Origin of the sequence: Mesorhizobium sp. M0030 (assembly GCF_040323695.1) — a bacterium.
GTDB lineage: Bacteria > Pseudomonadota > Alphaproteobacteria > Rhizobiales > Rhizobiaceae > Mesorhizobium.
This window is the reverse complement of record NZ_JAMYVE010000001.1, coordinates 409,260-422,930: the sequence shown is the minus strand read 5'-3', so window position 1 is coordinate 422,930 and position 13,671 is coordinate 409,260. Positions and strand designations below refer to the sequence as shown.

The window sequence follows — 13,671 nt, the reverse complement described above, 5'->3', positions numbered from 1 at the left end:
CAGGCGGCCAGGTATTCGCCGAACCCGCTGCCGGGCGCAGCAAATACCGACTTTCCCTTTCCGGGATCATAGTCTAGAGCAGTTCATCGTTTCGTGGAAACGCCGAACCGCTCTACCTCTTTGTTTTCACGCAATTCCGGACGGAAAGCCGTTCCCACTTTTCCTGGAATTGCTCTAGCAGTCGTCAAGGCCGCGCCCGCAAACAGGGCGCCCAAAGGGGCCGCATCATGAGCAGGAAGACCCTGATCGCGCCATCGGTGCTGGCGTCGAATTTCTCGAAGCTCGGCGACGAGGTCGAGGCGGTGACGGCGGCCGGCGCCGACTGGATCCATCTCGACGTGATGGACGGGCATTTCGTGCCCAACATCACCTTCGGCCCGCCGGTGATCAAGGCCATCCGCAACCGCACCAAGGCCTTTTTCGACTGCCATTTGATGATTGCGCCGGCCGATCCTTATCTGGCCGCCTTTGCCGATGCCGGCTGCGACGGCATGACCGTGCATGCCGAGGCCGGACCGCATCTCGACCGCTCGCTTCAGACCATCAAGGGTCTCGGCAAGAAGGCCGGCGTATCGCTCAATCCGGCGACGCCGGAAAGTGCGATCGAATATGTGCTCGACCGGCTCGACCTGATCCTGATCATGACCGTCAATCCGGGCTTTGGCGGCCAGGCCTTCATCCCGGCCATGGTCGACAAGGTCAAGCGGGTGAAAGCGCTGATCGGCAACCGGCCGATTCGCATTGAGATCGACGGCGGCGTGTCGCCGGAAACCGCCCCCCTGGTCACATCAGCCGGCGCCGATGTGCTGGTGGCAGGCGCCGCCATCTTCAAGGGCGGCAGCGTCGAAGCCTACCGGGCCAATATAGAAGCCATCCGAACCGCGGCCGACCGGGCTGCCGGCTGACATCAGTTCCAGGGCAAGTTCCCGGCTGGTCGGTTCTCCTCGGCCTGATCTCCCTGCCTGATCCTTCGATCTCCCAAAAAGCCGTCAACGGGTGGCAGCCGCAAGGGCATCGCGGCAAGCGACAGGATCGCGGCATCCGGCACTAGTTTTGGCCCATAAATCTAGTGGATAACTGCCGAAGGGATCTGCATGCGGGGAGAGGTCAATCCGGCGGCATGACGCGCGTTAAGAAAAAATTATCCGTATTCGGGATCTCGAAGCTGTTTCTCGAGGGCACCTGCCATGCTGGCAGACAAACTTTCTTCAGAAGAACAAGTTTTTCACGATTTTAGTTACTTCCGGCGGATAAGATGCGGTCAACCTTCCTCTTTAAGTCGAATATCGTGATCTTTCGCTTGAGGGGCGGATGCCTTAGGAGTTACAGTAAATTTACAGGGGAAATCGTTTGCTTCGCGAACGGGCTAGCGGAGCATGGGAGAGCTACAGGAGTCATATTGACCTACGGATCTGCCGATGTGAGCGAAGGCGCGGGACCCAAGAGCACACTCGCTAGTACGGTCTATCAACAGCTTCGCGACGATCTCCTGCGCGGCGTGTTTGAAAGTGAAAGCAAGCTTCGTGTCGAATGGGTGGTTTCCCGTTACGGCGCCGGCGCCTCACCGGTTCGCGAGGCCCTCAACCGACTTGCTTCGGAAGGCCTGCTCGGCCGCCACGACCAGCGCGGTTTCTTCATCATGCCGGTCAGTGCCCCGGAACTCGAGGAATTGACGCGCACCCGCTGCTGGCTGGAAGAGCGGGCGCTGCGTGAATCCATTGCCAACCGCACCGGCGAATGGGAAGAGCAGCTCGTGCTGGCCTTGCATCGCCTGGCGCGTGCCCCGCGCCGCTTGCCGGAGGATCCGTCCTCGAACAATCCGGAATGGGAAAAGCTGCACCGCGCCTTCCATCGGGCACTGATCGCAGGCTGCCGCTCGCATTGGCTGACCGGCTTTTGCGACCAGCTTTCGGATCAGGCCTCCCGTTACCGGCTGATCTCCCAGGACGGCAGCGAGCGCGACGAAATCAGTGAACATCGGCTGATTGCGGAGCGCACGGTGGATGGCGATGCCGACGGCGCCGTTGAAGCCCTCCTCAACCACTACCGTCTGACGGCAGCCATGTGCATGGAGCGCTTCAACGACAGCGGCGATCCACGCGTGAGCGCCACCAAGGCGCTGCGCAGCCGCAGATAGAAGCGCTTCCGGTCCGCTATCCAAAATCCGCCAGCTATCCAAGTCCGCTTGCCTTCATCTGATCGGCGGCAAACCCGATTTCACGTTTTTGCCGGACGGAGGCGAAATCGTTTCCTTTGTTCCAAGGCCATCCGGCTCTAAATCAAAGGGATAGAGCATGATGTCCTCCGAAAACCGCTTCACACTTTTCGGCATCATCTCTAGGGAATGCGCATGACCAATCACCTGTTCGACGCGTTCCGCAGCCGGATTTCAGCCGCCGAGCGCATCCTGATGGCGACCGATGACGGACGCGCGATCGCCTTTGGCGATATGTTGGCGCAATCGGCACAGCTGGCACATGCGCTGAGGCATTTCGGCGTCGAGCCGGGCGACCGCGTTGCCGTGCAGGTCGAAAAAAGCCCCGAATGCATTTCCCTTTACCTCGCCTGCCTGCGCGCCGGCGCAGTCTTCCTGCCGCTCAACACCGCCTACACGCTGGCCGAACTCGGCTATTTCTTCGGTGATGCCGAGCCGCGGCTGGTCGTCTGCGACCCGGCCCGCGCCGGCGCTATCGCGCCGTTGGCGCAGGCGTCGGGTGCTGCCACCTTCACGCTTGGCAGCAATGGTGAGGGCTCGCTGACCGAACTGGCGGCACAACAGCCCACGGATTTCGACGCCGTGGCGCGCGGGCCGGACGATCTGGCCGCAATCCTTTACACATCGGGCACCACCGGACGCTCCAAGGGCGCCATGCTCAGCCACGAAAACCTGGCCTCCAATGCGCGCGTGCTGGTCGAGCAATGGCGTTTCACCGGGGATGACGTGCTGATCCACGCGTTGCCTATCTTCCACACGCATGGCCTGTTCGTCGCCACCAACGTCACCCTGATGGCCGGCGCCTCGATGCTGTTCGAGCAGAAATTCGACGGCGGCCGCATCGTCTCGCTCTTGCCGCGCGCGACAGTGCTGATGGGCGTGCCGACCTTCTATACAAGGCTCCTGCAGCAGGACGGGCTGGATGCCCAGGCGGCGAAGAACATCCGCCTGTTCGTTTCCGGCTCGGCGCCGCTGCTCGCCGAAACGCACAAGGCCTGGCGCGAGCGCACCGGCCACGCCATTCTCGAGCGCTACGGCATGACCGAGACCAACATGAACACGTCGAACCCCTATGAGGGCGAGCGTCGGGCCGGCACGGTCGGCTTCCCGCTGCCCGGCGTTTCGCTGCGCATCGCCGACCCTGACAGCGGCGATGCGCTTGGCCAGGGTGAAGTCGGCATGATCGAGGTCAAAGGTCCGAATGTCTTTTCCGGCTATTGGCGCATGCCGGAAAAAACCAAGGCGGAGTTTCGCAAGGACGGCTTCTTCATCACCGGCGACCTCGGCATCATCGACGCGGACGGCTACGTCCACATCGTCGGCCGCGGCAAGGATCTCATTATCTCCGGCGGCTACAACATCTATCCCAAGGAGATCGAGAGCGAGATCGACGCCGTTGCCGGCGTCTTGGAAAGTGCCGTCATCGGAATTGCCCATCCCGATTTCGGCGAAGGCGTCACCGCTGTCGTGGTGCGGGCGCCGGCATCGCAGATCACCGGGGCCGAGATCGTTGGCGCCATTGCCGGCCAGCTGGCCAAATACAAGCACCCGAAGCAGGTGATCTTCGTCGATGAGCTGCCGCGCAACACGATGGGCAAGGTGCAGAAGAACCTGCTGCGCGAGACCTACAAGGGTCTCTACGGCTAATCCATAGCCGGCTAATGTCTCTGCCCAAGCGCTTCGCCTGGACATCTGTTCGCGGTTCGGCAGTGGCGCCTTTTACCTGCGCGGCTTTTTCACCCGAGTGCTGGAACCCCACAAAGCGCGGTTCAGCAGGCTGCGTTTGCGCTTGCGCGGGATGAGGTCGACGTCGCTGACGAGCTTGGCGCCGCCCTCGCGCCGCTCCAGGGTGATCTTGCGGCTGTGGAAGGCTTCGAGCTCCGCACGATGCGCCACGCTGATGATGGTGACGTCAGGCAGTTCGCGGATCACCGTCAACATCATCGTGTCCTGGCTCTTCTCGTCGAGCGCCGAAGTCGCTTCATCCAGCACCACGATATCGGGGCGATGCAGCAGCAGGCGCGCGAAGGCGAGGCGTTGCTTTTCGCCGCCCGACAGCGTCTGGTCCCATGGCGCCTCTTCCTTGATCCTGCCGGTGAGATAGCCAAGCCCCACCTTGTCGAGGGCAGCCTTGATTTGCTTGATGGTCCACTTGTCCGCCGCCGCGGGATAGGCGACCGCGCGGCGAAGCGTTCCGGAAGGGATGTAGGGGCGTTGCGGCAGCATGAACAGGCGCCTGTCGGTGTGGAAATTGACGCTGCCGCCGCCCCATGGCCACAGGCCCGCGACGGCCCGCACCAGCGTCGACTTGCCTGAACCGGATTCGCCTGAAACCAGCACCCGCTCGCCCGGCTCGATCACGACCTCGGTTTCCTTGACTACGGAGGTGCCGTCGTCGAGTGTCACGGAAAGATTGTCGAGGCTGAGGATGGCGCCGTCTTCCGCTTCGCCCCGGTTGATGCGTCCGAGCGCATCGCTCTGCTCGGCGCGCTCGAGCCCATCGAGCGACATCATCAGCGAGGCAATGCGCCGCGCGGAGGCGTTCCAGTCGGCGAGGCGCGGATAGTTGTCGACCAGCCAGCCGAACGCGCCTTGCACGATGCCAAAGGCAGACGCCGCCTGCATCACCTCGCCAAGCGTCATCGAGCCTTCGAGGAATTTTGGCGCGCACAAAAGGATCGGCACGACCGGCGCAAACAGGCTCGATCCCTGCGACACCGCGGCCGTGCGCATGTGCTGTCCGGTCAGCAGCGCCCATTGCCTCAGCACATGGCCGAAATTCCTGTCGATCCCGCTGCGCTCCTCGTCCTCGCCTCCCAGCAAGGCGATGCTCTCGCCGTTTTCGCGCACGCGCGTCAGCGTGTAGCGCAGTTCGGCCTCCGCCTGGTTCTTCCGCTCGGAGAGCTGGACGAAGTCGCGGCCGATGACCACCATCGAGGTCGAGGTGATGGCGGCATAGATGATCGCGGTGATGACCAGAAAGCCGGGAATGGTGATGCTCTCGCCGCCGATCGGCAGGGTGAGCGCGCCGCCGATGGTCCACAGCACGACGATAAAGGTCGAGGCCGACAGGAACGCGTTGAGGACGCCGGCGCTGAAATCGACCGGCGACTCGGTGGCGATGCGCAGATCCTCGGTCATGCGGGCCTCGGGGTTCTGGTGGTCGCCGCCCACGAGGTTCAGCTGGTAGTAGCGGCCGTTTGCCAGCCAGCGCGCGACGACCCCGGTGGTCAGCCAGGAACGCCAGCGGCGCTGGATCGTCATGCGCAGATAGACCTGCGCGACGACAAGGCTGCCGCTGCAGATCACCAGCGGCACGAATACGGCGCTGAGGAGATAGACCGTGCGGGCGTTGCGCTGCTCGAGGGCATCGAACATCGAGCGGTTCCAGACGTTGATGCCATACTGGAAACCGATGTTGATGCAGATCAGCAGCAGCACTCCGATCGTCAAAGGCCAGGCGAGCTTGTCGCCATGCCTCCCCCAATAGCCGCGCCCGCTGATCCAGAAACGCCGCAGCAGATATTTTTTGCGCGCCTGCTCGGCCTGCTCGGGCGTCAGCTTGGGATCGGGTTCGACGGCATCCGGCGGCGGCGCAGCCTCGCCAACGGGCTCGGACGCGGCTTCGGCGGCCGATGCTTTTTTCTCGCGCGGCGTGTCCTCGCGCGGTCCATCTCCGCGCGTTTGCCGTGACGGCTTTTCCCGACGCGACTTCGTGGCATCGCGCGCTTCGATGCCGTCGGCCGGTTTCGATTTGGGTTTTGCCTCGGACATATGCCCCGACAACGACCTCCATATCAAAAGGTTTCATGGTATGCGCCTGCCCGACGTTTCAGGAAACGCCCGTCATTGCGGATATAAAAGCCCAACGACATGTTCTGCGATGGCGAGGCTGGCGGTAAGGCCAGGGCTCTCGATGCCGAACAGATTGACGATCTGACCGCCCCCGTGGTCAGCCGGTCCCTGGATGACGAAGTCGGCGGCCGGCTGTCCCGGACCCGACAGTTTCGGCCTGACGCCGGCATAGGCCGGTTGCAGGGCGCCGTCCGCCAGGCCGGACCAGTAGCGCCTGATTTCGTCGTAGAAGGCAGCGCCTCGTGCGGGATCGACGGTATAGTCGACGCGATCGATCCATTCGACATCCGGGCCAAAGCGCGCGCTCCCCGACATGTCGAGGGTCAGATGCACGCCGAGGCCGCCATGGACCGGCACCGGATAGATCAGCCGCGAAAAGGGCGAGCGGCCGGAAAGCGCGAAATAATTGCCGCGCGCCAGCCACAGCGGCGGAACACGGTCTTGCGGGAGGCCTTCGATGCGGCCGGCGAGCGCCTGCGCGTCGAGGCCGGCGGCGTTGATGAAGGCGCCGGTCTTCAAGGTGAAACCCTCGCCATCGGCGTCGCGCGTGTCGATCCGGATGCCGTCGGCTTCGATGCTCGCGCCTGAGACAACGGTGAGCAAGGCGAAAGATGCGCCGGCCGGTTCCGCGTCTCCACGCAATGACAGCATCAGCGCCTGGCTGTCGACGATGCCGGTTGACGGCGACAGCAGCGCGCCGGCGCAGCTCAGCGCCGGTTCCAGGCTTTCGGCCTCTGCGCGCGTCAAAAGCTTGAGGTCACCGACTCCGCATTGCGCCGCGTCGATCTGGATCGCCTGCAGTTTGTCCAACTGGTCGGGTTCGACGGCAACGATCAGTTTGCCGGTGCGATGATGGGCGACGTCGTGCTCGCGGCAATAGGCATAGAGACGCTCGCGGCCGTTGACGCAGAGACGGGCCTTCAGGCTGCCCGGCGTATAATGAAGCCCGGCATGGATGACTTCCGAATTGCGCGAACTGGTGCCCGTGCCGATGGCTGCGGCCTTCTCGACCACCAGCACCTCGCGGCCCGACAGCGCCAGCGCGCGGGCAATGGCGAGGCCGACAACACCGGCTCCGGCGACAACGCAGTCGACATCATGCATGGGTGGACTTTAGCGCGGACTGTCCGCGCCTGCAAAAACCTTGTCGCCGCCGATCCAGACGCCGTTGACGTCGAGGGCGTCCGACAGAGCGACGATATCGGCAGCCGTGCCATTGGCGAAGCGGCCGAGCCGGTGGGCCTGGCCGACCGCCTGCGCCGGATAGAGCGAGGCCATGCGCAACGCTTCCGACAGGTCCAGCCCGACGATCCTGTGCATGTAGCGGACGGCCGAGATCATATCGAGATCGGCGCCGGCCAGCGTGCCGTCGGCCAGCCGCAGACTGCCATCCTTGCGATAGATGATGCGGCCGTTGAGGGTGAACGACGTCATGGCGGTGCCGATCGTCGCCATGGCGTCGGTGACCAGCACGATCCTGCCCGGCCCCTGCTTGGCGCGCAGCGCGATTGCCATGGTGGCGGGATCGACATGGATGCCGTCGGCGATGATCCCGGCCGACAGACTGCCTATGTCGATGGCCGCACCCGCCAGCCCCGGCTCACGGTTGCCGATCTGGCTCATGGCGTTGAACAGATGTGTGACCACGCTGGCGCCGGCATCGGCAAAGGCTCTGGCCGTGGCGTAGCCGGTGTCGGAATGGCCGAGGCTGACAATCACACCGGCCTTGGCCAAGGCCGCAACGCGGGCAGGCTCGACGGATTCAGGCGCTATCGTCGTCAGCAGCACCGGCAGGTTTTTGCGTGCCGCGACCAGCGCCGCTTCATCCGCATCCGTCATCGGCCGGATCAGCGCCGGTTCATGCGCGCCCTTGCGGGCGACGGAGAGATGCGGCCCTTCGAGATGCAGGCCGAGAAATCCCGGCAGTTTTTGCCGTGCCGCCCCGGTGCCGGCGGCAATGGCCGCGGCGGTGATGTCAGGCGTATCTGTGATCAGCGTCGGCAGCAGTGCGGTCGTGCCGAACGGCGCATGCGCCCGGCAGATTGTTGCCAGCGAGGCGACATCGGGATGGTCGTTGAGCATGACGCCGCCGCCGCCATTGACCTGCAGGTCGACAAAACCCGGCACCAGCATGCCGCCCCCGGCGTCGATGCGGGCAACGCCCGACGGAATGGCGCCGACGGGATGAATGCCTTCGACCACATCGCCGTGCACGACAAGGGCGGCGTTGTCATGCCAGTCGTCGCCATCGAAAATTCGGGCGCCAGTCAGGGCAAAACGGTCGCTCATACGGTTTCCGTCACCTTGCGCAGATTGCGCGGTACATCCGGATCGAGGCCGCGATGGCGGGCGAAGGCTTCGACGAAGCCGTAGAAGGAGACGATCAGCGTCAGCGGGTCGGTCAAGGGATGACCGGTGGCGACATGCGGCAGCCGCGCCGCGCTCTTGGCTTTGTCCGAGGTTACAAAAACGGCTGCACCCTTGCCGGCAAGGTTGTCGGCAGCCTCTGCCACGGACGGCTCGGAGGCATCGCGGGCGGCGAGCGCCAGCACCGGGAAGCCTGGCCCGACCAGGGCCAGCGGGCCGTGCATGACTTCGGCGGCGCTATAGGCCTCTGCATGCATGCCGCAGGTCTCCTTGAATTTCAGCGCCGCCTCGTTGGCCATCGCCGCCGACGGGCCACGTCCTAGGATAAACAGCGATTGCGGCGTCTCCAATGCGCCGGCCAGCGCCATCCAGTCGCAGGCGATCGCCTTGCTGAAATGCTCGGGCAGGCGGGCGAGGGCGGCCAGCAGTCTGTCGTCGCCGGTGCAATGCGCCATCAGCGCCAGGCCGGCGACCGCCGAATTGACGAATGTCTTGGTCGCCGCGACGCTGCGCTCGGGGCCGGCCAGAATGTCGATGGCAAAATCCGAAGCCCGCGCCAGCGGCGAATCGGCGGTGTTGGTGATGGCGACGGTGAGCGCACCGCCGGCTCGTGCCGTCTCGGCCATGGCGACGATATCAGGGCTTTTGCCGGATTGCGAGATGGCGAGGCAAGCCGAACCGGCGAGCTTGAGCTTGGCGCCGTAGATCGAGGCGACCGATGGACCGACCGAAGCGACGGCCAGGCCGGCGGTCAGTTCGACGGCATATTTCATGAAGGTGGCGGCATGGTCGGACGAACCGCGCGCGACGGTAACGACGAAGCTCGGATCGCGCTCGCGAATGCCGCGTCCGGCCTCGGTCAGCACCGCCGCCGAGCCATCGAGCAGACGCGCGACGGCTTGCGGAATTTCGTCGATCTCGCGCCGCATATGGGTGGTCTTGGGGATCATGGTCGGCCCTCTTCGCTCGGCCCTGTCAGGCGCAGTTCGGCGACGAAATCATAGGCGTCGCCGCGGTAGATGGAGCGGGTGAACTCGATCACCTTGCCGCTCGCGAGATAGGAAATGCGTTCGATGTGCAGGCCGGCAATGCCGGATGGCACTTCGAGCAGACGCGCATCGGCGTCGCCGAGATTGGCGGCGGAAATGCGCTGCACCGCCCGCACCGGCCGGTTGCCGGTCAGTTGCAGCGCCGCATAGAGTGACGAGCCTATCCCGGCCGGATCCGGCAGCACGCTGGCCGACAACGAGGCGCGCTCGATGGCCAGCGGCGTGTCGTTTGCGATGCGCAGGCGCGCCACGCGCGCCACCAGCTCGTTCGAGGACAGGCCGAGCACCATCATCTCGTCGGGCGAGGGCGGGTAGAGGTCGCGGTCGAGCCAGGCTGAACGCACCGCCATGCCGCGCCTTGCCATGTCCTCGGTGAATGAAGTGAGCCTGGACAGCGACTGCTCGACGCGCTCCATGCGCGGCGCCACGAAGGTGCCGGAGCCGTGGCGCTGCACGAGGATGCCGCCCTTGACTAGGTCCTGCACCGCCTTGCGGACGGTGACGCGCGAAATGTCGGCCTTGGTGGCGATGTCGCGCTCGGAAGGCAGCGCATCGCCCGGCCCGATCAGGCCGCGATTGACGGCGTCCTCGATGCTTTTCCTGAGCTGCAGGTAGAGCGGGGCGCCGCTCTGCGACGACTGCCTCAGCGTGGCGAAGATCTGGTCGACGGCATCGCTCATCGCGTCGCCTCCGCTTTGACGAAGATGCGGGCCGCCATCTGCACGGCGCCGCCCAGCGCATCGTCGAGCGGCGCTTTCAGCAGCGCCTGGTAGCGCTGAGAAAGGCGCGGCCCATAGAGCGGCGCCAGCCCGCCGAGCAGGCAGAGCGGGGCGTCATCAGAGAGGTCGAGCGCGTGGAGCGACGCCTCGACATCGGCAACCGACTTGTCCACGATCCAGTTGGCGACGCTGTCGCCCTTCTCGGCATGCTCGAAAACCTTGGGCGCGAAGCCGCCGAAATCGCCGGGCTTGGCATTGGTGGTGAACTCGACCACGTCTTCGGGATTGTTGCGGAAAATGGCCATCATGCTGTCGGTCAGGGCTGAGCGCGGCCGGACGCCGTCATGGGCGAGCAGCGTCTGCTCCAGCAGGTCGCGGCCGATCCGGGCGCCGCTGCCTTGATCACCGACCTGAAAGCCCCAGCCGCCGATGGCGCGCGACGTGCCGCCCTTGCGCGCCATATAGGCGGTGCCGGTGCCGAGGATGGCCATGGCGCCGTCACCAGAGCCGACTGCCCCTTCGAGCGCGATCTCGGCGTCCGTCTCGACGCGGCTGATGCTGAACGGCAGGATTGCTTCAAGCTGCTGGCGGTAGGTGCCGACATTGGCGCCGGCAAGGCCGAGAATGGCTGGTGTCTGCGGGATCAGGTCCGGATCTTGCCCGGCGGCGATGAAGGCCTGACGAGCAGCCTCGACGATGTGGGTGCGAGCGCCGGTGAGATCGGTGCGGATGTTGGCGGCGCCGCTTTTGGCACGGCCAACGACAACGCCATCGCCTGTCGCAAGGGCTGCCCTGCAGCTGGTGCCGCCGCCGTCGATACCGAGCACGAATTTCACGCGATGTCTCCTCCGGGCGGATAATACCAATAAAATACCAATAGCCAAGGGATTAATTTCCGTTTCAAAAAGATTAAGGCGTATCAGGTTGAAAAATCCGGGAATTTTGCCGGCTCAACGCTTTCCAGTTCGCAATTTCGTTAATGCGTGTGGACAAGTGGTATTTTTTTGGTATTGTTCTTCCATCGGAGGGACAGGGATGGCCGAACCGCGCACCGAAGCGCTTCACAGCAATGCCGAGGGACTGGACATCCAGGCCCCGGACGCCATCCTTTCTTCTTTGGTCAATGCGCAGATCGAGGCCGCCAAGGCTGTGCGCGACGCCATTCCCGCCATCGCCGCCGCAGCCGAAATCATCGCCGGGCGGCTGAACGGCGGCGGCAAGCTCGCCTATGCTGCGGCCGGCAGCTCCGGCCTGATGGCGCTGGCCGACGCGCTGGAGTTGCCCGGCACCTTCGGCATCAAGCGCGAACGCATCGCCATCCTCATCGCCGGTGGCGACGACGCTTTCAAGACCCTGGCCGGCGGACCGGAAGACGACACCGACGAAGCCTCGACGGCAATTGCCGGCGCCGGCATCGGCAAGGGCGACTGCCTGATCGCGATTTCGGCCAGCGGCTCGACGCCCTATGCGGTGCAGGCGCTGAAGGATGCGCGCAGCCGGGGCGCGGCAACCATCGCCATTGCCAACAACAAGGACACGCCCCTGCTCAGGCTGGCCGACGTCGCCATCCTGCTCGAGACGCCACCGGAGGTGATTGCCGGCTCGACGCGCATGGGCGCCGGCACTGCCCAGAAGATCGCGCTCAACATGCTGTCGACGCTTACCGCCATTCATCTCGGCCATGTCCATGACGGCTACATGGTCAATCTCACCGCCGACAACATCAAGCTGCGCGACCGCGCGGCTCGCATCGTCGCCGCTATCAGCGGCCGCGACCGGCAAGACGCCGTGCGGCTGCTCGAAGCGAGCGGCGGCGTCGTCAAGACAGCCATTCTGCTCGCCGCCGGCGCTGCCAACGCCGTTGCGGCCGAGAAGATACTGGAAGGGACCGGCCAGAAGCTGCGGCCAGCCCTTTCCGCGATCGAGGGGAACAAGGGCGCGAAGGCCCCTGTTCTCAAAACCGAACCTGAAAAAGGTCAACAGGGAGACTAGCATGACAACGAAATTACTGACGGCACTGCTTCTCGGCACCAGCATTCTCGGCACCGCCGGGTTGGCTCACGCCGATGACGTAACGCTCAATATCGAAAGCTGGCGCGGCGACGACCTTGCCATCTGGAAGGACAAGCTGATCCCGGCCTTTGAGGCCAAGAACCCGGGCATCAAAGTGGTGTTCGCACCGTCGGCGCCGACCGAGTATGACGCCGCACTCGGCGCCAAGCTCGCCGCCGGCTCGGCTGGCGACCTGATCACCTGCCGCCCGTTCGACAAGTCGCTCGAACTGTTCAAGAAGGGCAACCTTGCCGACCTGTCGGCGCTGCCCGGCATGGAAAACTTTTCGCCCGTTGCCAAGGCCGCCTGGCAGACCGACGACGGCAAGGCGAGCTTCTGCGTGCCGATGGCCTCGGTCATTCACGGCTTCATCTACAACAAGGACGCCTTCGACAAGCTCGGCCTCAAGGTGCCGACGACGCGTGACGAGTTCTTCGCCGCGCTCGACAAGATCAAGGCCGACGGCACCTACATCCCGATGGCCATGGGCACCAAGGACCTCTGGGAAGCCGCGACCATGGGCTATCAGAACATCGGTCCGAACTACTGGAAGGGCGAAGAGGGCCGCGCAGCGCTGATCAAGGGCGACCAGAAGCTGACCGACAAGGACTGGGTTGCTCCCTATGAGGAACTGGCCAAGTGGAAGCCTTATCTCGGCGACGGCTTCGAGGCCCAGACCTATCCGGACAGCCAGAACCTGTTCACGCTTGGCCGCGCCGCCATCTACCCGGCGGGATCGTGGGAGATCGGCCTGTTCAACACCCAGGCGCAGTTCAAGATGGGCGCCTTCCCGCCGCCGGTCGAGAAGGCCGGCGACACCTGCTACATCTCCGACCATACCGATATCGGCATGGGCCTGAATGCGGCGTCGAAGAATGCCGACGCGGCCAAGACCTTTCTGTCCTGGGTCGCCTCGCCGGACTTCGCCACCATCTACGCCAACGCACTGCCGGGCTTCTTCAGCCTAAATTCCACCCCGGTGAAGATGGAAGACCCGCTGGCGCAGGAATTCGTCTCCTGGCGCGACAAGTGCAAGTCGACGATCCGCTCGACCTACCAGATCCTGTCGCGCGGCACGCCGAACCTCGAGAACGAAACCTGGGTTGAATCGGCCAACGTCATCAACGGCACCGACACGCCGGAAGCTGCCGCCAAGAAGCTGCAGGACGGCCTCGACAGCTGGTACAAGCCGGGCAAGTAAGCTCAGAGACAGACAGGGCCCCAAGTGGACGGCCCTGCGTTTTTCGAAAGCATCATCGACTGCGAACGACGGCGCCGCCCCTCATCCGCCTGCCGGCACCTTCTCCCCGTATAGTGACGGGGAGAAGGATCAGCCGAAACGCAGGCGCCCCCTCTCCCCGTCCTTCACGGGGAGAGGGTAAGGGTGAGGGGGCAGCGCTGCCGTCGAAGGCAT

General features: G+C 64.4%; 11 protein-coding genes. 5 read left to right on the top strand and 6 right to left on the bottom strand.

What is annotated here, in order from left to right; all coding sequences use genetic code 11:
• The first annotated feature begins 227 nt into the window (after positions 1-227).
• The 3 genes from rpe to NKJ80_RS01945 all read left to right on the top strand — a co-directional run bounded on the left by rpe (position 228) and on the right by NKJ80_RS01945 (position 3,862).
• Positions 228-905: a ribulose-phosphate 3-epimerase gene (gene rpe / locus NKJ80_RS01955; RefSeq protein WP_023729671.1), complete on the top strand. Its 678-nt coding sequence runs from the start codon at positions 228-230 to the stop codon at positions 903-905.
• 494 nt (positions 906-1,399) lie between these two features.
• Positions 1,400-2,137 (top strand): GntR family transcriptional regulator, encoded by a 738-nt coding sequence (locus NKJ80_RS01950; protein ID WP_023694237.1) that lies wholly within the window; start codon positions 1,400-1,402, stop codon positions 2,135-2,137.
• 213 nt (positions 2,138-2,350) lie between these two features.
• Positions 2,351-3,862 carry a malonate--CoA ligase gene (locus tag NKJ80_RS01945; RefSeq protein WP_352496948.1) on the top strand — a complete coding sequence of 504 codons (1,512 nt, stop codon included), beginning with the start codon at positions 2,351-2,353 and terminating at the stop codon, positions 3,860-3,862.
• A 72-nt stretch (positions 3,863-3,934) separates the two neighbouring features.
• On the opposite strand, the gene NKJ80_RS01940 is transcribed toward NKJ80_RS01945, so the two are convergent.
• From NKJ80_RS01940 to NKJ80_RS01915, 6 genes are all read right to left on the bottom strand, one after another.
• A complete protein-coding gene (locus tag NKJ80_RS01940; RefSeq protein WP_352496947.1) occupies positions 3,935-5,989 on the bottom strand; it encodes an ABC transporter ATP-binding protein/permease in 2,055 nt (684 codons plus the stop codon).
• A 72-nt stretch (positions 5,990-6,061) separates the two neighbouring features.
• Entirely contained in the window at positions 6,062-7,174 is a 1,113-nt protein-coding gene (locus tag NKJ80_RS01935) for an NAD(P)/FAD-dependent oxidoreductase (protein WP_352496946.1), read from the bottom strand.
• A gap of 9 nt (positions 7,175-7,183) precedes the next feature.
• The gene (nagA, locus tag NKJ80_RS01930) at positions 7,184-8,359 is read right to left on the bottom strand and encodes an N-acetylglucosamine-6-phosphate deacetylase (protein WP_023684263.1); all 1,176 of its coding nucleotides are present in this window, start codon (positions 8,357-8,359) and stop codon (positions 7,184-7,186) included.
• Positions 8,356-9,387 (bottom strand): SIS domain-containing protein, encoded by a 1,032-nt coding sequence (locus tag NKJ80_RS01925; protein ID WP_023684262.1) that lies wholly within the window; start codon positions 9,385-9,387, stop codon positions 8,356-8,358. Before NKJ80_RS01925 ends, nagA begins: the two co-directional genes overlap by 4 nt.
• Positions 9,384-10,166, bottom strand: coding sequence for a GntR family transcriptional regulator (locus NKJ80_RS01920; protein ID WP_352496945.1), 783 nt, complete (start codon positions 10,164-10,166; stop codon positions 9,384-9,386). Before NKJ80_RS01920 ends, NKJ80_RS01925 begins: the two co-directional genes overlap by 4 nt.
• Complete coding sequence (locus tag NKJ80_RS01915) at positions 10,163-11,041, bottom strand: glucosamine kinase nucleotide-binding domain-containing protein (RefSeq protein WP_023703600.1); 879 nt, start codon at positions 11,039-11,041, stop codon at positions 10,163-10,165. The genes NKJ80_RS01920 and NKJ80_RS01915 overlap by 4 nt, the downstream gene beginning before the upstream one ends.
• Positions 11,042-11,240: 199 nt before the next feature.
• Between NKJ80_RS01915 and NKJ80_RS01910 the strand changes: the two genes are divergently transcribed.
• Together NKJ80_RS01910 and NKJ80_RS01905 are read left to right on the top strand one after the other, a co-directional pair.
• Positions 11,241-12,197 (top strand): N-acetylmuramic acid 6-phosphate etherase, encoded by a 957-nt coding sequence (locus NKJ80_RS01910; protein WP_023696935.1) that lies wholly within the window; start codon positions 11,241-11,243, stop codon positions 12,195-12,197.
• 1 nt (position 12,198) lies between these two features.
• Positions 12,199-13,458 (top strand): ABC transporter substrate-binding protein, encoded by a 1,260-nt coding sequence (locus tag NKJ80_RS01905; RefSeq protein WP_023668844.1) that lies wholly within the window; start codon positions 12,199-12,201, stop codon positions 13,456-13,458.
• Positions 13,459-13,671: the final 213 nt, after the last annotated feature.

Bases quoted from the DNA above. Each gene is read 5' to 3' on its own strand.
- rpe (WP_023729671.1), top strand. From the start codon at position 228: ATGAGCAGGAAGACCCTGATCGCGCCATCGGTGCTGGCGTCGAATTTC.
- NKJ80_RS01945 (WP_352496948.1), top strand. From the start codon at position 2,351: ATGACCAATCACCTGTTCGACGCGTTCCGCAGCCGGATTTCAGCCGCC.
- NKJ80_RS01940 (WP_352496947.1), bottom strand. From the start codon at position 5,989: ATGTCCGAGGCAAAACCCAAATCGAAACCGGCCGACGGCATCGAAGCG.
- NKJ80_RS01935 (WP_352496946.1), bottom strand. From the start codon at position 7,174: ATGCATGATGTCGACTGCGTTGTCGCCGGAGCCGGTGTTGTCGGCCTC.
- nagA (WP_023684263.1), bottom strand. From the start codon at position 8,359: ATGAGCGACCGTTTTGCCCTGACTGGCGCCCGAATTTTCGATGGCGAC.
- NKJ80_RS01925 (WP_023684262.1), bottom strand. From the start codon at position 9,387: ATGATCCCCAAGACCACCCATATGCGGCGCGAGATCGACGAAATTCCG.
- NKJ80_RS01920 (WP_352496945.1), bottom strand. From the start codon at position 10,166: ATGAGCGATGCCGTCGACCAGATCTTCGCCACGCTGAGGCAGTCGTCG.
- NKJ80_RS01910 (WP_023696935.1), top strand. From the start codon at position 11,241: ATGGCCGAACCGCGCACCGAAGCGCTTCACAGCAATGCCGAGGGACTG.
- NKJ80_RS01905 (WP_023668844.1), top strand. From the start codon at position 12,199: ATGACAACGAAATTACTGACGGCACTGCTTCTCGGCACCAGCATTCTC.